General features: G+C 68.6%; 18 protein-coding genes. 13 read left to right on the top strand and 5 right to left on the bottom strand.

Annotated elements, in window-relative coordinates; translation table 11 throughout:
* The first annotated feature begins 65 nt into the window (after window positions 1-65).
* Both AC4OR5_RS26100 and AC4OR5_RS26095 read left to right on the top strand, forming a co-directional pair.
* Window positions 66-1,031: a PDR/VanB family oxidoreductase gene (locus tag AC4OR5_RS26100; protein ID WP_003132330.1), complete on the top strand. Its 966-nt coding sequence runs from the start codon at window positions 66-68 to the stop codon at window positions 1,029-1,031.
* Between the two features lie 28 nt (window positions 1,032-1,059).
* Window positions 1,060-2,172: a Rieske 2Fe-2S domain-containing protein gene (locus tag AC4OR5_RS26095; protein ID WP_003111028.1), complete on the top strand. Its 1,113-nt coding sequence runs from the start codon at window positions 1,060-1,062 to the stop codon at window positions 2,170-2,172.
* Between the two features lie 9 nt (window positions 2,173-2,181).
* On the opposite strand, the gene AC4OR5_RS26090 is transcribed toward AC4OR5_RS26095, so the two are convergent.
* Window positions 2,182-2,598, bottom strand: a complete 417-nt coding sequence (locus tag AC4OR5_RS26090; protein ID WP_003104529.1) for a PaaI family thioesterase — start codon at window positions 2,596-2,598, stop codon at window positions 2,182-2,184.
* 47 nt (window positions 2,599-2,645) lie between these two features.
* Window positions 2,646-3,605 (bottom strand): helix-turn-helix domain-containing protein, encoded by a 960-nt coding sequence (locus AC4OR5_RS26085; RefSeq protein ID WP_003093398.1) that lies wholly within the window; start codon window positions 3,603-3,605, stop codon window positions 2,646-2,648.
* Window positions 3,606-3,923: 318 nt separating this feature from the next.
* Here AC4OR5_RS26085 and AC4OR5_RS26080 point away from each other — a divergent pair, with 318 nt between their 5' ends.
* The 6 genes from AC4OR5_RS26080 to AC4OR5_RS26055 all read left to right on the top strand — a co-directional run bounded on the left by AC4OR5_RS26080 (window position 3,924) and on the right by AC4OR5_RS26055 (window position 10,805).
* Window positions 3,924-4,457: a 2,4'-dihydroxyacetophenone dioxygenase family protein gene (locus AC4OR5_RS26080; protein WP_003093399.1), complete on the top strand. Its 534-nt coding sequence runs from the start codon at window positions 3,924-3,926 to the stop codon at window positions 4,455-4,457.
* Between the two features lie 70 nt (window positions 4,458-4,527).
* Window positions 4,528-5,787, top strand: coding sequence for an MFS transporter (locus AC4OR5_RS26075; protein ID WP_019484724.1), 1,260 nt, complete (start codon window positions 4,528-4,530; stop codon window positions 5,785-5,787).
* Entirely contained in the window at window positions 5,784-6,842 is a 1,059-nt protein-coding gene (locus tag AC4OR5_RS26070; RefSeq protein WP_058160162.1) for a 2,3-butanediol dehydrogenase, read from the top strand. The genes AC4OR5_RS26075 and AC4OR5_RS26070 overlap by 4 nt, the downstream gene beginning before the upstream one ends.
* Window positions 6,843-6,856: 14 nt before the next feature.
* Window positions 6,857-7,582, top strand: coding sequence for an SDR family NAD(P)-dependent oxidoreductase (locus tag AC4OR5_RS26065; RefSeq protein WP_003093405.1), 726 nt, complete (start codon window positions 6,857-6,859; stop codon window positions 7,580-7,582).
* 84 nt (window positions 7,583-7,666) lie between these two features.
* Window positions 7,667-8,971: a carbohydrate porin gene (locus AC4OR5_RS26060; RefSeq protein ID WP_058160163.1), complete on the top strand. Its 1,305-nt coding sequence runs from the start codon at window positions 7,667-7,669 to the stop codon at window positions 8,969-8,971.
* 154 nt (window positions 8,972-9,125) lie between these two features.
* Window positions 9,126-10,805, top strand: a complete 1,680-nt coding sequence (locus tag AC4OR5_RS26055) for a GMC family oxidoreductase (RefSeq protein WP_003110144.1) — start codon at window positions 9,126-9,128, stop codon at window positions 10,803-10,805.
* Between the two features lie 16 nt (window positions 10,806-10,821).
* On the opposite strand, the gene AC4OR5_RS26050 is transcribed toward AC4OR5_RS26055, so the two are convergent.
* Window positions 10,822-11,574 (bottom strand): SDR family NAD(P)-dependent oxidoreductase, encoded by a 753-nt coding sequence (locus AC4OR5_RS26050; RefSeq protein ID WP_003093411.1) that lies wholly within the window; start codon window positions 11,572-11,574, stop codon window positions 10,822-10,824.
* Between the two features lie 158 nt (window positions 11,575-11,732).
* Here AC4OR5_RS26050 and AC4OR5_RS26045 point away from each other — a divergent pair, with 158 nt between their 5' ends.
* The 3 genes from AC4OR5_RS26045 to AC4OR5_RS26035 all read left to right on the top strand — a co-directional run bounded on the left by AC4OR5_RS26045 (window position 11,733) and on the right by AC4OR5_RS26035 (window position 14,677).
* The gene (locus AC4OR5_RS26045) at window positions 11,733-12,608 is read left to right on the top strand and encodes a LysR family transcriptional regulator (protein WP_116271254.1); all 876 of its coding nucleotides are present in this window, start codon (window positions 11,733-11,735) and stop codon (window positions 12,606-12,608) included.
* A 282-nt stretch (window positions 12,609-12,890) separates the two neighbouring features.
* Window positions 12,891-14,135 (top strand): cyclic di-GMP phosphodiesterase, encoded by a 1,245-nt coding sequence (locus AC4OR5_RS26040; RefSeq protein ID WP_058160164.1) that lies wholly within the window; start codon window positions 12,891-12,893, stop codon window positions 14,133-14,135.
* A 320-nt stretch (window positions 14,136-14,455) separates the two neighbouring features.
* On the top strand, window positions 14,456-14,677 hold the full coding sequence (locus tag AC4OR5_RS26035) for a hypothetical protein (protein WP_003093418.1): 222 nt from the start codon (window positions 14,456-14,458) through the stop codon (window positions 14,675-14,677).
* A gap of 16 nt (window positions 14,678-14,693) precedes the next feature.
* Here the strand turns inward: AC4OR5_RS26035 and ampR are convergent, their stop codons facing one another.
* Window positions 14,694-15,584, bottom strand: a complete 891-nt coding sequence (ampR, locus tag AC4OR5_RS26030) for a LysR family transcriptional regulator AmpR (RefSeq protein WP_058160165.1) — start codon at window positions 15,582-15,584, stop codon at window positions 14,694-14,696.
* Window positions 15,585-15,732: 148 nt separating this feature from the next.
* Between ampR and AC4OR5_RS26025 the strand changes: the two genes are divergently transcribed.
* Both AC4OR5_RS26025 and AC4OR5_RS26020 read left to right on the top strand, forming a co-directional pair.
* Window positions 15,733-16,926, top strand: coding sequence for a class C beta-lactamase PDC-46 (locus AC4OR5_RS26025; RefSeq protein ID WP_043083525.1), 1,194 nt, complete (start codon window positions 15,733-15,735; stop codon window positions 16,924-16,926).
* A 64-nt stretch (window positions 16,927-16,990) separates the two neighbouring features.
* Window positions 16,991-17,389: a hypothetical protein gene (locus AC4OR5_RS26020; RefSeq protein ID WP_003093424.1), complete on the top strand. Its 399-nt coding sequence runs from the start codon at window positions 16,991-16,993 to the stop codon at window positions 17,387-17,389.
* Window positions 17,390-17,552: 163 nt separating this feature from the next.
* Here the strand turns inward: AC4OR5_RS26020 and dspS are convergent, their stop codons facing one another.
* A complete protein-coding gene (gene dspS, locus AC4OR5_RS26015) occupies window positions 17,553-21,806 on the bottom strand; it encodes a two-component system sensor/response regulator DspS (RefSeq protein WP_031685361.1) in 4,254 nt (1,417 codons plus the stop codon).
* Window positions 21,807-21,899 lie beyond the last annotated feature (93 nt).

Here is a 21,899-nt window from a genome sequence, read left to right as displayed (position 1 = left end):
GGGGGACAGGCCGGCACTGGAGGAGCGCTAGCCTCGCTGCATGTCTGCCGAAGGAACCCCCGACAATGAGCGCATCGCCTTCCTCCCGCCTGCACCTGCAAGTCACCGATTTCCGCGCTGTTGCGCGCGACGTGGTGCTGGTCGAGCTGGCCGCCGTGGACGACACCGAGCTGCCGGCCTTCACCCCCGGCGCGCATCTGGAGCTTCACCTGGGCAACGGCCTGATCCGCCACTACTCCCTGCTCAACGACTGCCGCGAACGCCAGCGCTACCAACTGGCGATAGGCCTTGGCGACGACAGCCGTGGCGGCGCCCGCTTCATCCACCGCCAACTGCGCACGGGCGACCGCCTGCACGCGGCGGCACCGCGCAACCACTTCATGCTGCGCGAAGACGCCGCGCGCTACTGTTTCGTCGCTGGCGGCATCGGCATCACCCCGATTCTCTCGATGGTTCGCTGGTGCCAGGCGCAGGGCAAGGACTGGCGCCTACTGTATGCGGTCCGCGAACGCCAGCGCGCAGCCTTCCTCGCCGAACTGATGACGCTCGGTGGCGAACGGACGCGGCTGCATTGCAGCGACGAAGGCGACCCACTCGACAGTACCGCGCTGATCGCCGGCCTAGGTGCCGACGAAGAACTTTATTGCTGCGGACCCGACGGGTTGATGCAGGCCATCCGCGACGCCGGGAGCGGCTGCGCGGAACGCCTGCACTTCGAACGCTTCGACGCTCCAGTAGCGCCGGCGTCCTCGTCCGGCGGCACCGACGCCTTCCGCCTGGAGTTGCGCCGCAGCGCCCTGAGCCTGCGCGTCGAAAGCCACCAGAGCATCCTCGAAGTCCTCGAGGAACAGGGCCTGGAGCCTCCCTACGCCTGCCGCGCCGGGATATGCAGGACCTGCGAGACACGCGTCTGCGCCGGCGAGCCGGAGCACTTCGACCATGTGCTTTCCGACACCGAGCGGGCCAGCGGGGAAACCTTGCTGATCTGCGTATCACGCTGCCGCGGCAACTACCTGGAACTCGATCTCTGACCCCGAAGAACAACCACGGAGACGCCTCATGAGCCTGCCCAACGCCAATCTCATCGCCAGTTCACGCAAGGCCGCCGCGCAGATGGCCACGCGCGACACGTCGTTCATCTTCAACGAGTGGTACGTCGCCGCCTTCGCCGAGGATGTCGGCCGCGAACTGCTCGCGCGCACTCTGCTCGGCAAGCGCGTGGTGCTCTATCGCACCCTCGCCGGCCAGGCGGTAGCCCTGGAAGACCGCTGCGCGCATCGCTCCTTCCCGCTATCGCGCAGTCGCCTGGAGGGGGACGGGATCGTCTGCGGCTATCACGGTTTCCGCTACGACAGCCAGGGCGAGTTGATCGAGACACCGTCGCAGAAAGCCTGTCCGCGCGGCGTCGGCATCCGTCACTACCCGCTTCTGGAGCGCGGCCCGCTGGTCTGGATTTGGCTCGGCGACCCGCGACTGGCCGACCCGAAGCGACTGCCGCAGCGGCCCTGGCTGGAGGATCCGGGCTGGGCCTGCTCCAAGGGCTACTTCCTACACCCGGGCAACTACGTGAGCATGCACGAGAACCTGATGGACCTGACCCATCTCACCTACCTCCACGCCAATACCATCGGCACCCCGGATTACGCCGGGGCGCCCTATGAGCTGGACCTGAAGGAAGGCCACTACCGGCTGGTACGGCACGTGCTGCCGACCACCCTGTCGCCGGTCTGGGGCCGCACCACCGGCCTCGACGGCTGTCCCACGGCGGCGCGCATCACCACCTCGGAGTTTCTCTCGCCAGGCCTGCACCAGGTCAGCGCGACCTTCTACGACACAGCCCTGCCCGCCGAGCGGCGACCGGAATTCCACATCCGCACGGCGCACATCCTCACCCCGGAGACCCACGGCAGCATGCACTACTTCATCGTCCACGGACGCGATTTCGCCCAGGACGACGAGACCGTCGGCGCTTTCATGCACGAGCAACTGTTCGCCGCCTTCGTCGAGGACGTGGAAGGCCTCGGCGCGCTGGAAAAGGTACTCGCGGAGGCCGATGAGGATAGCTACGAGATCTCCGTCGCCAGCGACGCGCCGGCGGTGGCCACCCGCACCTACCTCAAGCGCCGCGCCGATGAGGAAGCGCGCCAGCGCGCGGCGCACCGGGTGGCCTGAGCGCCGCCCTCAGCGGCGGTGCGCCGGTGGGATCGAGTAGGTGCCAACCACATGGGCGACCGGTTCCGCGTCGCCTTCGGAGAACAGCGAGACCTCGCCCATCGCCAGGGTCTTGCCGACCTTCATCAGGCGGCACTCGGCGACCACCCGGCGGTCCGCCGCCGGACGCCGCAGGAAGTTGATGGTCAGGCTGGTGGTCACCGCCAGCGGGACGATGCCGATCTCGCCCAGTACCGCCACGTACAGCGCGACATCGGCGATGGCCATCAGGGTCGGCCCGGAGACCGTGCCGCCGGGGCGCAGATCGCTGGCGTCGACCGCCTGCCAGACCGTGGCGCTACGCTCGCCGACGGCTTCGACCACGACCCGGGTCTGGGGAAATTCGCGCTGGATGAAACGGGCGATCTGCTCTTTCTTGTCGGTCACGGAACGGGTCCTTGGCAGTAGGAGGAGGAAAGGTACGGTAGTCGGGTCTAGCGGCCACGCGCCTCGCTCGGCGTCATCCCGTAGCGCGCCTTGAAGGCCCGGGCGAAATGCGCCTGGCTGGAGAAGCCGTGGCGATAGGCGACCTCGGCTACATCCAGGCGCCGGCCCTGGGGCGAAGCGAGCAACTGGCGGGCCCGCTCCAGGCGCCGCTCCTGCAGGTAGCGCCCGGGCGAGCTGCCTTCCTGGGCGAACAGCCGCGCCAGGTGCCGGCTGGAGACGCCAGTGGCGGCGGCCACCCGCTCGCAGCTCAGGGCGGGCTCGTCGAGGTGCTGCTGGATGTACTGCTTGGCCGCCAGCAGGTAGGACGCGCCCAGGGCGCTGGCGCGGTGCTCGCCGGCATGGTCGCTGATGATGCTCGCCAGCAGGTCGTAGGCTTCCTCCTGGTAGCGCTCGGCATCCTCGCCATGGGGGCTGTCGAGGAAATCCCGGGTACGCTCGCCGAGGGTCCGCACCAGCAGGCGCTGCACCGGGCTTTCCGCGCCGATCTTCAGCGGTCCCTTGAAGTCGCGCAGGCAGCGCTCGGCGAAATCGTCCTGGGGAATGTCGAAGATGAACTGCCGCATCGGTCCGGAAAAACCGAACAGGTAGGGCTTGTCGGTCCGGTAGATAACCAGCTCGCCCGGTTGCAGGAGGTTGCAGCCGTTGTCCTGGTAGAAGAACGACTGGCTGCCCTGCACCAGGGAGACGAAGATCGACTCCTTGGGCACCGCGCGGATCATCGAGCGGTCGCGCTCCACCACGTGCTCGTTGCCGCCGATGCGGGCCAGCCGCAGGCGTTCGAGGCAGAGGTTGTCCTGGGTCGCGGCGAAGCCGGCCTGGGAATACGACGAACATTTCAGGCCAACCAGGATGGAAGCGTTGTAGTCCTCCCAGAACGCCAGCCGCTGCTCCAGGGGAATGTCCTGGGTGCTGGCCCGCCGGGTTTCGAGCAAGGCATGTGCGGGCATTTTTATTCTTCTCGTCGAACGCTGCGTGGACCTCCCGGACCTCAGGCAAGGCCTCCGGGGCCAGGCGCCGGGCCGCTCCGCCAACCTGTCGCGGTCGGTCGGCGAGGCGCCTGGCACCCCGTCATTAACATCTGAATCCTTTCCTCCGTCAATCGCCCCCCAGCCGGCTCCGACGCTGGGCAGGCCAGCTTGGCGGCGCGCCGCGGGTCACGCCAGGCCATGTCCGAAAAGCGCAAGTTTCCTGGCCGCCAGGGTCAAACCCGGAGGCCCGCCCATGGCTAGAGTCGGCCCGACGATAACAACGACAGAGGCCGCCCCATGCCCGAACTCGCCACCCGTGAATTCTGGAAAGACCTGCAACCGATTCCCGACTGCTTCAAGCCGGACGCCAAGCCCGAGGTCTACCTGCGCAACGCGCCGACCGAGGACGAGCGCCTCTACGTGCCCTTCACCGAGACCGTGAAGTCGCGTCCGCTGTGGATCTCGCCAAGCGAAAACCGCTGGTGCGACATCCTGATGGCGACGAGCGCCGGCCTGGTCAACCGCCACTACCACCCGCACGAGGTGTTCGCCTACACCATCAGCGGCAAGTGGGGCTACCTGGAGCACGACTGGACCGCCACCGCCGGCGACTTCGTCTACGAGACGCCCGGCGAGGGCCACACCCTGGTGGCCTACGAGCACGAGCAGCCGATGCGTGCGTTCTTCATCGTCAAGGGGCCGCTGGTCTGGCTCGACGAGAAGGGCAACGCGGACGGCATCTTCGACGTCCACGACTACATCGCGATGTGCCGCGCGCACTACGACAAGATCGGCGTCGGCGCCGCCTACATCGACTCCCTGTTCCGCTGACCCCGGGCGCGCGCCGCCCCGGCGGATGCGCGCCTCCCCGCCGGCCGGCCCGCCCGGCCTGGAGACCGACATGGCGCATAACAACAATTCCGCCAGTTACGAAAACGTCCTGCTCTGCGTGCTGTTCCTGACCTTCGGCTTCGTCTTCTTCGACCGCCTGGCGCTGTCCTTCCTGTTTCCCTTCATGGAACAGGAGCTGCAACTGAGCAACAGCCACCTGGGCATGCTCTCCTCGGTGCTGGCCCTGGCCTGGGCGGTATCCGGCGCGCTGGTCGGCGCCTGGTCCGACCGCCGCGGGCAGCGCAAGCCGCTGCTGATCGTGGCGGTGATCCTGTTCTCGCTGTGCTCGGCGCTGTCCGGGCTGGTCGGCGGCTTCCTCAGCCTGCTGCTGTTCCGCGGCATCATGGGCCTGGCCGAGGGGCCGATCCTGCCGCTCTCGCAATCACTGATGGTCGAGGCCTCCTCGCCGCATCGCCGCGGCCTCAACATGGGCCTGCTACAGGGCTCGGCGGCCGGCCTGCTCGGCGCGGTGGTCGGCCCGCCGCTGCTGGTGGCCCTGGCCGAAGCCCTCGGCTGGCGTCACGCCTTCATCGTCTCGTTGCTGCCGGGCCTGCTGATCGCCTGGCTGATCTGGCGCCATGTGCGTCCCGACCCGCCCCGCGCGCAGCGCCCGGCGCCGCGCGCAGAAGAAGCGAAAGGCAAGCGCCTGGCACTGCTGAAGAGCCGCAACATCCTGCTCTGCACCCTGATCAGTTGCGTATTCGTCACCTGGTTCATCGTGCTGATTTCCTTTACCCCGACCTTCCTGGTCAACGCCCGCGGCTTCAGCCCGGCGACCATGGGCAGGCTGATGAGCTGCCTGGGCGTCGCCTGGGTGGTCTGGGGCTTCGCCGTACCGGCGATATCCGATCGCATCGGCCGTCGGCCGACCCTGGTGGCGTTCTCCCTGCTCGCCGCGTGTTGCCCGCTGGCGCTGCTCTATGCGCCGAACGCGACCAGCCTCGGCCTGCTGTTGCTGCTGACCTACACCGGGCTCGGCTGCTTCACCCTGTTCATGGCGACCATCCCGGCGGAGACCGTCTCGCGCAGCGTCATCGCCACCGCCCTCGGCCTGATCATGGGCCTCGGCGAACTGGTCGGCGGTTTCCTCGCGCCGACCGTGGCCGGCTTCGCCGCCGACCGCTTCGGCCTGTCCATCGTCATGTGGATGTCCTGCGGCGGCGCCCTGCTCGCCGCGTTCCTCTCGCTGTTCCTGCGCGAAACCGCGCCCGCCGTGCTGGCGCGCCAGCGCAGCGCGCCTACCTCCGTCCTGCAAGGAAACCAACCATGAAAGCACTGCGCTGGCACGCCGCCCGCGACCTCCGCCTGAGCGAACTGGAACGCCAGGCGCCGCGGCCCGGCGAAGTCGAACTGGAAGTCGCCTACTGCGGCATCTGCGGCAGCGACCTGCACGAATACCAGAGCGGCCCGCACTCGATTCCCCAGGCCGAGGCGCACCCGCTGTCCGGTCGCCGCGCGCCGCTGACCCTCGGCCATGAGTTCTGCGGCGTGGTCGCCGCGCTCGGCCCTGGCGTGGAGGGACTGTGCATCGGCGACCGCGTCGCGGTGGAGCCGGAATACCGCTGCGGCGAATGCCGCTACTGCCGGGAAGGCCGCTACAACCTCTGCGAGTCGATGGGCTTCATCGGCCTGATGGGCGACGGCGGCTTCGCCGAGCGCGCGCGGGTGCCGGCCTACATGCTGCACCGCCTGCCGGACGCGGTGGGCTTCCGCCAGGCCGCCGTGCTCGAACCGGCCGCCGTGGCCCTGCACGCGCTGCGCCGCAGCAGCCTGGCGCCGGGCCAGCGCTGCGCGGTGTTCGGGCTCGGCCCGATCGGCCTGCTGCTGGTGATGCTCGCCCGCCTGCGCGGAATCGAGGACATCGTCGCGATCGACGTCAGTCCCGAGCGCCTCGCCCTGGCCGGCGAATTCGGCGCCAGCCGGGCGCTCGACGCCCGTGACGGCGACACGGCGGCGCGCCTGCGCGAGGGCGGCGCGCTCGACTGCGCCTTCGAGGCCGCCGGCAGCCAGGCCAGCCTCGACGCCGCCCTGGCCAGCCTGCGCAAGGGTGGCGAGCTGGTGCTGGTGAGCCTGATGGGCGAGGTCCGGCTGGACGCCTTCGACCTGGTCAACCGCGAACTGCGCCTGCTCGGCAGCGTCGGCTACCGCGACGCCTACCCGGAGCTGATCGCCCTGCTCGCCGACGGCCGCCTCGACCTGGCCCGCGCGGTGACCCGCAGCGTGCCCCTGGAGCAGGCCGTCGAGCACGGTTTCGAGGCCCTGCTGCGCGACAAGTCGCAGCTCAAGGTGCTGGTCAATCCCAACCCGGCCCTGGCCGACGCCTGAAGGAACGATCGCCGATGGTTTTCCAACACGATATCTACGCCGGCCAGCAGGTGCTGGTCACTGGCGGCAGCTCCGGCATCGGCGCGGCCATCGCCATGCAATTCGCCGAACTCGGCGCCGAAGTCGTCGCCCTCGGCCTGGACGCCGACGGCGTGCACGCACCGCGTCATCCGCGGATTCGCCGGGAAGAACTGGACATCACCGACAGCCAGCGCCTGCAACGGCTGTTCGAAGCGCTGCCGCGCCTGGATGTGCTGGTGAACAACGCCGGCATCAGCCGCGACCGCGAGGAATACGACCTGGCGACCTTCGAACGGGTGCTACGCCTCAACCTGAGCGCCGCCATGCTCGCCAGCCAACTGGCCCGGCCGCTGCTGGCGCAGCGCGGCGGCAGCATCCTCAACATCGCCTCGATGTACAGCACCTTCGGTTCCGCCGACCGCCCGGCCTACAGCGCCAGCAAGGGCGCCATCGTCCAGCTGACCCGTTCCCTGGCCTGCGAGTACGCCGCCGAGCGCATCCGGGTCAACGCCATCGCCCCCGGCTGGATCGACACGCCGCTGGGCGCCGGGCTCAAGGCCGACGTCGAGGCCACCCGCCGGATCATGCAGCGCACGCCGCTGGCGCGCTGGGGCGAGGCGCCCGAGGTGGCCAGCGCCGCGGCCTTCCTCTGCGGTCCCGGCGCCAGCTTCGTCACCGGCGCCGTGCTGGCGGTGGACGGCGGCTACCTCTGCGCCTGAGCCGCCTTCGCTCCGGATGCACCTGTCCGCTTGGGGCGGACAGCGATTCGCACGACAGAACAACAACAAGACGAGTGCCTTGCCATGAAAACCCTCCGCACCTTGCCGGCGCTGCTCTGCGCCGGTTTCCTCGGTCTCTCCGCGCAGGCCGCCGAAGACAGCCGCAGCGGCCCGCTGGCCGGGTTCGGCGAACGACTCCAGCGCCACGGCGTGAAGACCCACGCGCAGTTCTGGAGCCTGTCGCTGAAGAACCTCGACACCGGCCCGCGCCAGCACAGCTTCGGCAACAGCGGCGACCTGTTCCTCGGCGCCGACCTCGACCTCGCCACCCTCGCCGGGCTGGACGGCGCCTCGCTGCACATCGAGGAAACCCTGTTCATCCTCGACCGCGGCACCGGTCAGCCCACCGGGCCGAACTGGCAGGGCGCGGTGGGCAGCTACTTCGGCGGCGCGCCGCTGCACAACGACATCGGCGCCAACCAGCTGAGCCTGCTCACCTGGCAGCAGCAGTGGCTGGGCGGACGCCTCGACAGCCATCTCGGACGGACCAATGCGCGGCGCTATTTCCTGATCTACAACTGCGAGACCGTGGTCACCTGCAACGACCCGATCATCGACGCCTCCACCGGCATCCTGCCGCCGCCCTACGGCGCCTGGGGCGGCTACCTGAAGTACCGGGCGACCCCGACCCTGTACCTGCACGCCGGGGCCTTCGAGTCCAACCCGGTGGATTACCTGAAGAAGCGCCATGGCCTCGATTTCGGCACCGACGACGCCAGCGGCACCAGCCTGCTGCTGGGGATCGGCGACAAGCGCGAGGAAAGCCTCGATCCCTACCGCTCGCACTATGAACTCAACGCCTACCTGAACACCGCCAACCAGGTCGACCCGCTCACCGGCGCCAGCGACCACGGCAGCGCCGGCGGCTTCTTCAAGTTCCAGCAGCTGTTCTGGCGCGCCGACGGCGGCCGCCTCGATTCGCCGAGGGCGCTGGGGCTGTTCGGCTCGCTGTCGGTCTCGGCCGACGACAAGCAGCCGTTCCGTCATTTCGCCGAGCTGGGCCTGACCTACCATGCGCCCTTCGACCGCACGCGGGACAAGCTCAACCTCAAGGCCAGCTACCTGCGCCTGAACGATCACCAGCTGGAGTTCCAGCGCCAGGCGCGGATCGCCGCTGGCGGCGATGCGAAACTCGGCCAGCGCGACGTGTACGCCCTGGAAACCAATGCGCACATCGCACTGACCCCGCACATCGCGCTGGAGCCGTCGGTGCAGTACATCTTCAACCCGGACAACTACTACAACCCCGGCGCTCGCGAACTGAGCGGAGACGGTTTCGTCGTCGGCCTGCAACTGATGGTCGACATGGGCTCGCTGCTGGGGCTGTAGCGCGCCGCCTGGCAGCCTCGGTCAACCCCGCCGGCAGGCTGGGACAAGCGGCCGGGCGCGCTTCCCCGTCCAATGGAGTAGCGTCGCGCCCATGGGCGCGGGGCGAAAAAGAACGCCGGGCGAGGCCCGGCAGCACACCCAGAAAGGTGCCGACATGACTTCCACTGCCCGCCGCTCGTTCGACTACATCGTGGTCGGCGCCGGCTCCGCCGGTTGCGTCCTGGCCAACCGTCTTTCCGCCGATCCCGCCGTCTCGGTCTGCCTGGTCGAGGCCGGCCCCAGCGACCGCACGCCGCTCCCCGCCGCCTACATCCGCACACCGGCCGGGATCATCCGCCTGATCGCCAACCCGAAGTGGAACTGGATGCATCGCTTCGCCGCCCAGCCCGGCACCGCCAACCAGCCGATCGCCTGCCCGCGCGGCAAGGTCTGGGGCGGCTCCAGCGCGATCAACGGGATGATCTACATCCGCGGCGACCGCCACGACTACGACCGCTGGGCATCCCTCGGCAATCGCGGCTGGAGCTACGACGAGCTGCTGCCCTACTTTCGCCGCTCGGAACATTTCGAGCCGGGCGAATCGCCCTGGCACGGGCGCGGCGGCGAATTGAACGTCGCCGCGCAGCGCAGCCCGGGCCCGATCAACCAGGTGTTCTTCCAGGCCGCCGAGGAAATGGGCTGGCCGTACAACGCCGACTTCAACGGCGAGCGCCAGGAAGGCATCGGCCCGTTCCACGTCACCCAGGTCAACGGCGAACGCTGTAGCGCGGCGCGCGCCTTCCTGCACCCGGCCCTGGCGCGGCCCAACCTCACCGTCCTCAGCTCGGCGCTGACCCTGCGCGTGCTGCTGGAAGGTACCCGCGCCACCGGCGTGGAGATCAGCCAGGCTGGCGAGGTCGTGCAATTGCAGGCACGCCGCGAAGTGATCCTCAGCGCCGGCTCGATCAACTCGCCGCAGCTCCTGTTGCTCTCCGGCATCGGCCCGGCGGCGGAACTGGCGCGCCACGGCATCGTCCAGCGCCATGAGTTGCCTGGGGTCGGCGAGAACCTGCAGGACCACCAGGACATCGTGCTGATGTACCGCACCGAGGCCAAGCTCGGCTACGGCCTGGGCTTCTCGCCGAAGGGCTGGCTGCCGCTGCTGCGCTCGCCCTGGCAGTACCTGTTCGGCCGGCGCGGGGCGCTGACCTCGAACACCGTCGAGTCCGGTGGCTTCCTCCGCCTCGACCCGCAGGCAGAGACCCCGGAGCTGGGTCTGATCGTCGCCCCCGCGCTGAAGAACCAGCCGCAGCGCCTGGTCCCCTTCGGCCACGGGGTCAGCCTGCACGTCGCGGTGATGCACCCGCAGAGCCGCGGGCGGGTCCGCCTGAACTCGCCGGACCCGCACGACCGGCCGCTGATCGAAGCCAACTTCCTCAGCCACCCTGCCGACCTCGATACCCTGGTCCAGGGTTTCCAACTGGTCCGCAAACTGGCCGCCAGCCGCAGCTTCGCCCGTCACCTCAAGGGCGAGCTGGTACCGGGCCCGCAGGTTTCCAGCCGCGGCCAGATCGAGGCCTGGATCCGCGCCAACCTGGGCACCGTGTTCCATCCGGTCGGCACCTGCAAGATGGGCCACGACCAGCTCGCGGTGGTCGACGACCAGTTGCGCGTGCACGGCCTGCAAGGCCTGCGGGTGGCCGATGCGTCGATCATGCCGACACTGATCACCGGCAATACCAACGCCCCGGCGATCATGATCGGCGAGAAGGCCGCCGACCTGATCCTCGGCAAGCCGGCGCCCCATGCGCCGACGGAACAGCGGCGGGATGCGCCGGAGCTGGTAGAGGCCTGAGCCTCCGGCACTCTGCTCAGAACTGCACGCCCCGGGTCAACCCGCCGTCCACCAGCAGGTTGGTTCCGGTGGTGAAGCTGGCCGCCGGGCTGGCCAGGAACAGCACCGCCCGCGCCACCTCGTCGGGTCGCGCCATGCGCCCCATGGGATTGGCGGCGAGACAACGGGCGAAGGTTTCCGGGCTATCCCGTTCGATCGCGCCCCATACGCCATCTTCGAAATAGACGTTGCCCGGCGACACCGTATTGACCCGAATGCCGTCCTCCGCATGGCGGCTGGCAAGCGTCTTCCCGTAGTGGACCAGGGCCGCCTTGAGCACGCCATAGGGCTCGGCGAACATGTCCACCTCGCGGCCGGAAACACTGGAGATCAGCACCACCGAGGCAGCCTCGGAGCGTTTCAACCACGGCAGGGCGGCAGCGACCATGCCCACGCTGCCCAGCAGGTCGGTCTCGAAAGCGCGCCGCCAGGTGTCCAGGTCTCCGCCACCGGCCAGCGCGCTGACGTTGGGCACAACGATGTCGATGCCGCCCAAGTGCAGCGCCGAGCGCGTTACCCAACCGCGCACCTGCTGCGGGTCGGTGATGTCCACAGACATGCCAAAGGCACGCTCGCCGAAGCAATCCGCTGCTTCGGCCACGCCCGCCTCACCACGGGCGCAGAAGGCCACCTCGGCCCCTTCGGCGAGAAAATGTTCGACGATGGCGCGGCCGATACCGCGCGAACCGCCACTAACCAGCACCCTGCGCTGTGCGAGTTGCAGATCCATGTAATCTCTCCATGAGCGGACGCGATAGGCCCGCAAGCCGGGAAGGAACGCCGGGATCCGATCACCGGACGTAAGGACGGGCGAACGGTAGCGAACGACAAGGTATTCTGGAAATCGAAAAATATTCAGCCAACGATTCGCAAAGCGAGAATACCCAGGTGCAATTGTCTCAGCTCCGCGCCTTCTGCGCCGTGGCCCACACCGGCTCGATCAACGCCGCGGCGAAGGCGCTGAACCGTGTCCCGTCGAGTCTCTCCGTACGCATCCGCCAGCTTGAGGAAGACCTCGGCTGCCAGCTGTTCCTGCGCGAGCACCAGCGTCTGCGCCTGTCGCCGGACGGTCGGCGTCTGCTGGAGCATGCCCGGCGAATCCTCGATCTCAGCGACAGTACCCGGGCCATGATGCGCAACGAAGAGAGCGGCGGCCGCCTGGTGGTAGGTGCCCTCGACGTGGTTCTGGTCGCCTTCATGCCATGCCTGATCGGGCGGTTCCGCCATCGCCACCGCGCGATCGAACTGGACATCCGCAGCGAAGCCTCGGAAGCCTTGGTGCAGCAGGTCTCGGATGGAGTGCTAGACCTGGCCCTGAGCGATGGTCCCGTGCGCTCTCAGACCCTGGAAAGTAGCCTGGCCTTCGTCGACGAAATGGTGCTGGTTACCGAGCTGGATCATCCACCGATCACCAGTCCGCGCGACCTGCGTTGCGCCGAACTGTATGGGTTCCGTCACGACTGCTCGTTCCGCTTCCGCATGGATCGCTGGCTGGAGGAAGCCGACTGCCTGCAACAACTGCCAGTGCTGGAAATCGAGTCCTACCACACCATGCTCGCCTGCGTCAGCGCAGGCATGGGTGCCGCCTGGGTGCTGCGCTCCGTGCTTGCGACGCTACCTGGCAACCACCAGGTCCGCGCGCATCCGTTGCGCGACTATGGCACCACCGAGATCCATTTCATCTGGCACAGCGGCCATCTCACGCCCAACGCGCAACGCTTGATGGCTGTACACCAGGACGCGCTCGTCGAGCGCCGCGACTGAGATTTGGCCCGTGCTATCGCCGCCGTAGGTTTCCACCGCCGTCTCCGCCAGCGCGAGGACCTGGCTGGCGCCGGTTTGGATAGGGCCACTTCGCCAGGGCGATGTATCGGGGCTGTACCGTCGGCGGAGGGATTTGTATGCCGGGAGTACGCGGATACAGAACGATACGCAGCCAAGCGAAGGTCACGCCGACGAACTGACGGGCATCTCTCACTCCCGCCGGCCCATCTCGGCTACCGTTAGGAGACAGCCACCTGGCCCAGTCTCGAGGTCGAGCCCATCGTGCTGAAACGCATTCCGGTAACCCAGCTTCGCCTCGGTATGTTCGTCCAGAGCCTTTGCGGCTCGTGGCTGGACCACCCGTTCTGGAAAAGAGGCGGCTTCCTGCTCGACAACCAGTCCGACCTGCAGCGCCTGCGCGAAAGCGCCGTGAAGGAGGTCTGGATCGACGCCGGCAAGGGCCTCGACCTCCCGGAGGAAGCGGCGGTCTCGGCCGCTGCGGTCCTGCCGGTCACCATGCCGGCCGGCCCTTCGCCGGCGCGGGTCGCCCTGGAGGAGGAAATCCGCCACGCCGCCCTGCTCTGCAGCCGTGCCAAGGCCGCCGTGGTCAGCATGTTCCACGACGCGCGCATGGGCCAGGCCATCGACACCGCGCATGCATCGGACCTGGTGGACGAAATCTCCGCCTCGGTGCTGCGCCATCCCAACGCGCTGGTCAGCCTGGTACGGCTGAAGACCTCGGATGAATACACCTACATGCATTCGGTGGCGGTCTGCGCGCTGATGATCGCCCTCGCCCGCCAGCTCGAACTGCCCGACCCGCTGGTACACGAGGCGGGGTTGGCGGGACTGCTGCACGACATCGGCAAGATGGCGGTACCCGATCCGATCCTGAACAAGCCCGGCAAGCTCACCGAGCAGGAATTCGACCTGGTCCGCCGGCATCCGCAGAACGGCGCGCGGATGCTGCTCGATTGCCGCCAGGTCAGCGCCCTGGTGGTGGATGTCTGCCTGCACCACCACGAGCGCATCGACGGCACCGGCTACCCCTTCGGCCTGGCGCAGGAGCAGATCAGCCTGCTGGCGCGGATGGGCACGGTGTGCGACGTCTACGACGCGATCACCTCCGACCGTCCCTACAAGAAGGGCTGGAACGCCGCCGAGGCGATCCGGCGCATGGCCGAATGGAACGGGCACTTCGACCCGCAGGTGTTCCGCGCCTTCGTCAAGGCAGTGGGCATCTACCCGGTCGGCGCGCTGGTCAGGCTGGAAAGCGGGCGCCTCGGCGTGGTCCTCGAGCAACACGGCCGCTCGCTGCTGACGCCACGGGTCAAGGTATTCTTCTCGGCCCGCTCGAAGGTGCCGATCCCGCAGCAGGTGATAGACCTGGGTAGGGCCGGACAGACCGACCGGATCGTCGGCTTCGAGCCGGCGGAAGCCTGGAACTTCCGCAATCTCGACGAGATGTGGACGGGACTGCCGAGCAACGGCGGATCGTATTTCGACGCGGGAACCGGAAAGCCGTAGACGCCTTCCGCCGGCGAGCCGAGCACCGCTCCCGTAGGGCGGATAACGCGAAGCGTTATCCGCCGTTTCGCCGCAACCGGCACCTGCTCCCGGTTGCTTTAAGCGCACCATCGTCGATACTGCTGGCAATCCACCGACAGTTTTCAAGAGGCCATATGAGTCCGCTCCTGGAGACAATCGAAGAGCGCAGCAGAAATGGCTGTGCTCCATCCAAAGCGCTGCTTGCCCTGTGGTCCGCAGGCGCCGACCTGAGGGTTTCCCCGAGGATGGCTGGCCGCCTATGCGAACTTGCCGTCGTTGCCGCAGCAGGGAAAGCAGGCATGCTCGAGAGCGAGATCGTTGCGGCACGCCGGGCCTATGCCGCCAGCCTGGGAGTGACGCTTAGCGGAGCGATCAGCAACGCCGACGAGCCGGTCCATATCCACCACGCCGTCAGCAATTCCAATCACAACCCCAACGCCTCAAACCGTATCAACCTTGGGAGAGCCCGAGCGTATAAAGAAAGGCGCGAGGAAGGTGATTACTTCTTCATCGACACTTGAATCGCCTGCATAACCGTTATCTCCCCCGCGCCTCAACGGCAGCCATCTCCAGCAACCACCCCCTGAACGCCAGCATCGCGCTGGTCTCCCCCCGCGACTGCAAGCGCGTCAGCCAGTAGCTGCCGGTACTCACTTCGGTGGCGAACGGACGCCGGATGCTCTCGCTGGCCAGTTGCCGGGCGAACATCGCCGCCGGCGCCAGGGCCACGCCGACACCCTGGCGGGCCGCCTCGAGCATGGCCAGCGAGGTGTCGAAGACGATGCTCCGGGTCAGTGGCGCGTGCGCCGGCAGTCCGGCCGCCTGGAACCACAGCGGCCACTCGTCGGCGCGGTAGGAGCGCAGCAGGGTGTGCTGCAGCAGGTCGGCGGGACTGTGCACCTGGGCGGCGACCTCCGGGCAGCAGAGCACCGTCAGCGGCGCCTCGAACAACGCCAGCGCCTCGGTGCCGTGCCAGGCGCCGCCGCCGAAGCGGATCGCGTAGTCGAGCCCCTCGGCGGCGATGTCGACGCGGTTGTTGTGGGTGGACAGGCGCAGGTCGATGAAGGGATGGCGCGCCTGGAAGTCCGCCAGCCGCGGCAGCAGCCAGCCGACCGTGAAGGTTCCGACCGCGCCGACGGTGAGCACGTCCCGGTAGTGGCCGCCCTCGAAACGTTCCAGCAGGCCGGCGATGCGGTCGAAGGAGTCACACAGCACCGGCAGCAGGCTCTCGCCCTCGTGGGTCAGCATCAGGCCGCGCGGCAGACGCTTGAACAGGGCCACGCCGAGACGCTCCTCGAGGCTCTTCACCTGGTGGCTGACCGCCGCCTGGGTCACGCACAGCTCGATGGCCGCGCGGGTGAAGCTCAGGTGCCGGGCCGAAGCTTCGAAGGCGCGCAGGGCGTTCAGCGGCAAATGGGGTCGAACCAATCTCTGCTCCAAATTTTTCTAATGGCTGCCGCGAGTATTCGTCGTTTGCCGCAAATCCTGCGCAAGCCTAGATTTTCCCCGCCCGCCGATCAAGGAGCGCTCCCGGGGCGGTTTCTCATGCAGCCAACGACAAAGGACGCCAATCCTCATGCGCGATACCAGATTCTCCTGCCTGTGCGGCATCGCCGCTTCCACACTGCTGTTCGCCACCACCCCGGCCATTGCCGATGAGGCCCCGGCGGATCGCCTGAAGGCACTGGTCGACGCCGCCGTACAACCGGTGATGAAGGCCAATGACATTCCGGGCCTGGCCGTGGCCATCAGCCTGAAAGGAGAACCGCATTACTTCAGCTATGGGCTGGCCTCGAAAGAGGACGGCCGCCGGGTGACGCCGGAGACCCTGTTCGAGATCGGCTCGGTGAGCAAGACCTTCACCGCCACCCTCGCCGGCTATGCCCTGGCCCAGGACAAGATGCGCCTCGACGACCGCGCCAGCCAGCACTGGCCGGCGCTGCAGGGCAGCCGCTTCGACGGCATCAGCCTGCTCGACCTCGCGACCTATACCGCCGGCGGCTTGCCGCTGCAGTTCCCCGACTCGGTGCAGAAGGACCAGGCACAGATCCGCGACTACTACCGCCAGTGGCAGCCGACCTACGCGCCGGGCAGTCAGCGCCTCTATTCCAACCCGAGCATCGGCCTGTTCGGCTATCTCGCCGCGCGCAGCCTGGGCCAGCCGTTCGAACGGCTCATGGAGCAGCAACTGTTCCCGGCACTGGGCCTCGAACAGACCCACCTCGACGTGCCCGAGGCGGCGCTGGCGCAGTACGCCCAGGGCTACGGCAAGGACGACCGCCCGCTACGGGTCGGTCCCGGCCCGCTGGATGCCGAAGGCTACGGGGTGAAGACCAGCGCGGCCGACCTGCTGCGCTTCGTCGATGCCAACCTGCATCCGGAGCGCCTGGACAGGCCCTGGGCGCAGGCGCTCGATGCCACCCATCGCGGTTACTACAAGGTCGGCGACATGACCCAAGGCCTGGGCTGGGAAGCCTACGACTGGCCGATCTCCCTGAAGCGCCTGCAGGCCGGCAACTCGACGCCGATGGCGCTGCAACCACACAGGATCGCCAGGCTGCCCGCGCCACAGGCGCTGGAGGGCCAGCGCCTGCTGAACAAGACCGGCTCCACCAACGGCTTCGGCGCCTACGTGGCGTTCGTCCCGGGCCGCGACCTGGGCCTGGTGATCCTGGCCAACCGCAACTATCCCAATGCCGAGCGGGTGAAGATCGCCTACGCCATCCTCAGCGGCCTGGAGCAGCAGGCCAAGGTGCCGCTGAAGCGCTGAAGCGCGCTCGCGAGGGCGACGGAGCGTAGCGGCGCGGGACGCCGGTCCTGGCTATGATGGTGCCATGAGCGCTTCCCCGCCCCTCCGCCAGCCCTGCCCGCCCGGCGCCTGCGTCTGCGAACGCGAGCGCCTGGAGGCGCCCGGCGCGGACCGTCGCATCCTCCTCCTGACCCGCCAGGAAGAGCAGCGCCTGGCCGCTCGCCTGGAAGCCCTGCGCAGCCTGGAAGACCTGGAACACCTGCTGCGGCGCATGGAGGAACAACTGGGCATCCGCCTGCGGATCGCCCCGGCCTTCGGCGAGGTGCGCAGCATGCGCGGCATCCGCATGCGCTTCGAGGAGCAGCCGGGGCTCTGCCGCAAGACCCGCCAGGCGATTCCCGCCGCCATCCGCCGCGGCCTGGAGAAGCGCCCGGAAGTCGCCTACGCCCTGCTCAACGCCCACGACCTGCTGCGCGACGCCTGAAGGCACTGAACGACAGGAAGAGGATGTCGCTCAAGACCTGGGCGGGCTTCAGGAGTATCGGCGGATAACGCCCATGGCGTTATTCGCCCTACAGGCCGCAGCGGATGCAGGCGAGCCCCGGGTCCGCCTGAATTCTTGGCGGGACAGGCCACCGCGCCGGGGTTCAGCTCGCCGACTCCGCCTGCACGTCGCCGAACATCGCCTGCAGGCGGAGCAGGCAGGCATCGCACAGGGTGCGCAGTTCGTCGAGGCGGATGCCGGCGAGGATTTCCATGCCGCGCCGCGGATCGGCGCGGCGCAGGGCCTGCTCCAGCTCGCTGGCACGGCCGGCCAGGGCGCTGGCGCCAACGGTGGACGCGCTGCCCTTGATGGTATGCAGGGTCGCGGCGCTGCCCTGGACATCGCCCTCGCCGAGCTGGCGTTCGAGCTGGGCGAAGAGGTCCTGCATATCCGGAACGAAGCGCCGCAGCACCTGGACGATCAGCTCCAGGCTGCCGCCGAAACGCCCGACGATATCGCCCCGCGCCTCGACCAGTTCGCCCGCGTCCGCTGTCGTTGCCGGCGCCCCCCTGTCGCCGCTCCTGCCGAGATGACCGAGCAGACAAAGCACCAGGCGCTCCTTGTCGATCGGCTTCGCCACATGGTCGTTCATGCCCGCCGCCAGGCAGGCTTCGCGGTCGGCCAGCGAGGCGTTGGCGGTCATGGCCAGGATCGGCAGCCCGGCGAAGCGCCCGTCGGCGCGGATTCGCCGGGTCGCCTCGAGACCATCGATATCCGGCATCTGCATGTCCATCAGCACCGCGTCGAACGGCACGCTCGCCTCCAGCACCTGCTGAACGCCCGCCAGCCCGCCGTCGGCGAGGGCCACCCGGGCGCCCTCGCTGCTCAACAGCTCGGCGGCGACCTGGCGGTTCAGCGCGTTGTCCTCCACTACCAGCAGACGCACGCCCCGCAACCGCTGGGTGCGCTCCACCGGGCGCGGCGGCGGGTTGGCCGGGGCGCCCTGTTCACCGTGCAGGGCATGCAGCACCGAGTCGGCCAGTTGCTTGGGCGTGACCGGCTTGGTGAGAAAATCGACGAAGGGCGGCGCGCTGTGGTCGCGCGCATCGGCCAGCACCTCGCGGCCATAGGCGGTGATCATGATCACCATGGGCGGCGGCAGGTCGCCCTGCAACTGGCGGATCAGTTGCGCCGCGCTGAGGCCGTCGAGATCGGGCATGCGCCAATCCATCAGCACCACGTCGTAGCGACGGCCCTCGGCCATCGCCGCCTGGACCCGCGCCACCGCCTCGCTGCCGCTGCCGACGCAGTCGGCGCGCCAGCCGAGGGCGCCGACCGTGCGTTCGAGCAGCTCGCCGGCCACCAGGTTGTCGTCCGCCACCAGCAGCCGCAGCGGTTCTCCGGCCCCGGGGCAGGCCGCACGCAGCGGTTGGTCGTGGGCGACGTCGAGGTCCAGGTCGAACCAGAACCGGCTACCGCTGCCCGGCGCGCTCTCGACCCGCAATTCACCGCCCATCAGGTCGACCAGGCGTTTGCATATGAACAGGCCGAGGCCGGTGCCGCCGAAGCGTCGCGAGGTGGACGCCTCGGCCTGGGTGAAACCTTCGAAGATGCGCTGCTGCTGTTCCGCGCTGATGCCGATGCCGGTGTCCGCCACCAGCACCCGCAGGCGCACCAGGTGGGCGTCGTGCGCCAGACGCCGCAAGCTCACCAGGACGTGCCCGCGGGCGGTGAACTTCAGTGCGTTGCCGGCCAGGTTGATGAGGATCTGCTGCAGGCGCAGGCGGTCGCCGACCACCGCGCTGGGCAGCTCGGGATCGATGTCGAAGATCACCTCGACGTCCTTGTCGCCCTGGTTGCCGGAGAGCACCACGGCCAGGTCCTGCATCAGCGGCTCCAGCTCAAAGGGGAGCATTTCCAGGACCAGTTTGCCGGCCTCGATCTTCGAGTAGTCGAGGATGTCGTTGAGCAGGCCGAGCAACGAGGTTGCCGCCGAGCTGGCCTTGTCCAGGTAGTCGCGCTGGCGTTCGTTGAGATCGGTCTGCCGGGCCAGTTGCAGCATGCCCAGCACGGCATTCATCGGCGTGCGGATCTCGTGGCTCATGTTCGCCAGGAACGACGACTTCGCCGCGCTGGCGGCGTCCGCCTGCTCCTTGGCCTCGCGCAGGCGCGCCTGCAGTTGCTGGTCGCTGGTGATATCGATATTGATCCCGGTGACCTGCAGCGGGTTGCCGTCGGCGTCGCGCTCGACCTGCGCGCCGGCCTGGATGAAGCGGATGCCGCCGTCGGGCAGCACCACGCGGAAGATCACATCGTAGTTGCCGCGCCCCTCCACCGCCGCGCGCAGGCTGGCCTCGGTGCGCTCGAGGTCTTCCGGATGCAGGCGGCTGCGCCAATGCTCGTAGACCAGGCCGCCGTCGCGCAACGCCAGCGGCTGGCCATACAGCTCGCACATGCGCTCGTTCCACTGCAGGCTGTCGTCGGCCAGGTTCCAGCGCCAGATGCCCAGGCGCGCCACGTCGGCGGCCATTTGCAACTGGTCGCGCGCCGCGGCCATCTCGCGCTCGGCGTTGCGCCATTCGGTGACATCGACGGCGATGCCCAGGTAGCCGTTGATCGCCCCAGCCTCGTCGCGCAGGACGGTAACCGAAAGCGTCACGCTGAGCGGCGAGCCGTCCTTGCGTAGATAGGTCCATTCGCGGGTCTCGGCGCCCTCCTGTTCGGCCCGCGCCACCAGCACGCGGAAACCCTCCTCGCCCAGCTCCTGGCCGCGGGCGAGCAACTCCCGCTCGCTGTGCAGCAGGGTCGGCGAGGCCTTGCCGACCACCTCGTCGGCGCGGTAGCCGAGCATCCGCTCGGCACCGAGATTGAAGCCGCTGATGATGCCGTCGCGGTCGAGGGTGATGATCGACACCTCGGACGCCGCCTGCAGCACGCTGCCGAGCAGTACGTTCAACCGACGCAGTTCGGCGGTACGCTCGGCGATCTGGTGCTCCAGGCCGGTATTGAGTTCGCGGATGCGGGCCTCGGCGGCCTTCTTCGCGGAGATGTCGCGTACGGTCTTCGAGGCGCCGACCACGCCGCCGTCCGGACCGAGGATCGGCGAGACGGTCACCGCCACATCGAGCAGGTGGCCGTCCTGGTGCCGGCGCACGGTATCGAAGCTGACCACCTGTTCTTTACGGGCGATGCGGGCGAGGATGTCGAGTTCCTCGTTCTCCTTGGATGGCGGCACCAGCAGGTCCACCACCCGCCGCCCGACCGCCTGCTCCTCGCGGTAGCCGAACAACGCCTCGGCCCCGCGATTCCAGTCGCTGATGACGCCGTCGAGGCCGACGCCGATGATGCCGTCCGCCGAATTGCCGACGATCGCCGCCAGCCGCGCCTGGGTCGCCGCCTCCCGACGCCGGCGCAGGCGGCCGAGGGCGCTGGCGTTGACCAGCGCCGCCAGCAACAGGCTGACCAGGCTGCCGGCCAGGAACAGGATGCGCGGCGAAGGCTGGTGCAGGCGCTGGACGAACAGCGGCAGTGCGCTGAACGCCATCTGCCAGTGCCGACCGTAGATCTCCCGCCGCAGTATGTGGCCGAACAGGCGTTGAGCCGGCGCCGCGGCGCCGTTGACGAAGAAGGGCACGGCAGCGCCGTCGCCGGTGACGTCGCTGAGTTCGAGGTGGATCGCCGCGTTGTCGATGGGCAACCCGGCCAGCACCTCGCCGGTCAGCAGCGGCGCATAGCTCCAGCCGAAGCCTTCGAGTTCGCGCTGGGGCCCCGGCGGTGGAGTGATGCCGCTGCGGTAGATCGGCATCAGGATGAGGAACGATTGCTGGCGCAAGCCGCTGGCCTGGACCAGGGTGATCGGCCCCGTCAGGCGCACCTGCCCGGTCTCCAGGGCGGCGCGGGCGGCCTCCCGGCGATTGGCTTCCGAGGCGATGTCCAGGCCCAACGCCTGGCCGTTGCGCGCCACCGGCTCGATGTACTGGATGACATAGCGCTCGCCATCGTGCGGAGTCAGTTGCTGGATGCGAAACTCCGGCTGGCCGTCGGCCCGCGCCTGGCGCAGGAACCCGGCCTCGTCGGCGGCCGCCACCCGGCGGATGAAGCCGAAGCCGCGGGCGCCGGGAAACTCGCGGTCGATGTCACGGGTCAGGCTGTAGCGGCGGAACAGTTCGCGGTCGATGTGCGCCTCGCCCGCCGTCAGCAAGGCACCGCGCACCCCACGCAAGCCATACTGGTAGAGTTCCACGCGGCGGGTCACCGCCTCGGCCAGCAGTTCCGCCTCGCGTTCCAGCGCCATCCGCGCCTGTTGCTCGTTGACCAGCGCCAGCCCCCAGGCGCCCAGCCCGGACAGCAGCAGTCCGAGCGCCAGTGTCGCGCCCGCCCAGCGGCTCAGCCTGAACTTGCTCTGTTGTACGTTCACCCGATATTCCGTCCCTGCGCCGGCCCGGCGCGGGGCAATCCCGCACTCCCTGCGCCTTTTCGTCCCAGAAGACTAGATCAAGCGGGCGGATTC

This window comes from Pseudomonas sp. YA1 (assembly GCF_058680555.1).
The sequence above is the reverse complement of the archived record's forward strand: the minus strand, read 5'-3'. Positions and strand labels throughout refer to the sequence as shown.

Bases quoted from the DNA above. Each gene is read 5' to 3' on its own strand.
- AC4OR5_RS26050 (WP_003093411.1), bottom strand. From the start codon at position 11,574: ATGGATCTGCAACTCGCACAGCGCAGGGTGCTGGTTAGTGGCGGTTCG.
- AC4OR5_RS26065 (WP_003093405.1), top strand. From the start codon at position 6,857: ATGGTTTTCCAACACGATATCTACGCCGGCCAGCAGGTGCTGGTCACT.
- AC4OR5_RS26070 (WP_058160162.1), top strand. From the start codon at position 5,784: ATGAAAGCACTGCGCTGGCACGCCGCCCGCGACCTCCGCCTGAGCGAA.
- AC4OR5_RS26100 (WP_003132330.1), top strand. From the start codon at position 66: ATGAGCGCATCGCCTTCCTCCCGCCTGCACCTGCAAGTCACCGATTTC.
- AC4OR5_RS26095 (WP_003111028.1), top strand. From the start codon at position 1,060: ATGAGCCTGCCCAACGCCAATCTCATCGCCAGTTCACGCAAGGCCGCC.
- AC4OR5_RS26035 (WP_003093418.1), top strand. From the start codon at position 14,456: ATGCTCGAGAGCGAGATCGTTGCGGCACGCCGGGCCTATGCCGCCAGC.
- AC4OR5_RS26025 (WP_043083525.1), top strand. From the start codon at position 15,733: ATGCGCGATACCAGATTCTCCTGCCTGTGCGGCATCGCCGCTTCCACA.
- AC4OR5_RS26020 (WP_003093424.1), top strand. From the start codon at position 16,991: ATGAGCGCTTCCCCGCCCCTCCGCCAGCCCTGCCCGCCCGGCGCCTGC.
- AC4OR5_RS26085 (WP_003093398.1), bottom strand. From the start codon at position 3,605: ATGCCCGCACATGCCTTGCTCGAAACCCGGCGGGCCAGCACCCAGGAC.
- AC4OR5_RS26080 (WP_003093399.1), top strand. From the start codon at position 3,924: ATGCCCGAACTCGCCACCCGTGAATTCTGGAAAGACCTGCAACCGATT.
- AC4OR5_RS26075 (WP_019484724.1), top strand. From the start codon at position 4,528: ATGGCGCATAACAACAATTCCGCCAGTTACGAAAACGTCCTGCTCTGC.
- AC4OR5_RS26055 (WP_003110144.1), top strand. From the start codon at position 9,126: ATGACTTCCACTGCCCGCCGCTCGTTCGACTACATCGTGGTCGGCGCC.
- AC4OR5_RS26060 (WP_058160163.1), top strand. From the start codon at position 7,667: ATGAAAACCCTCCGCACCTTGCCGGCGCTGCTCTGCGCCGGTTTCCTC.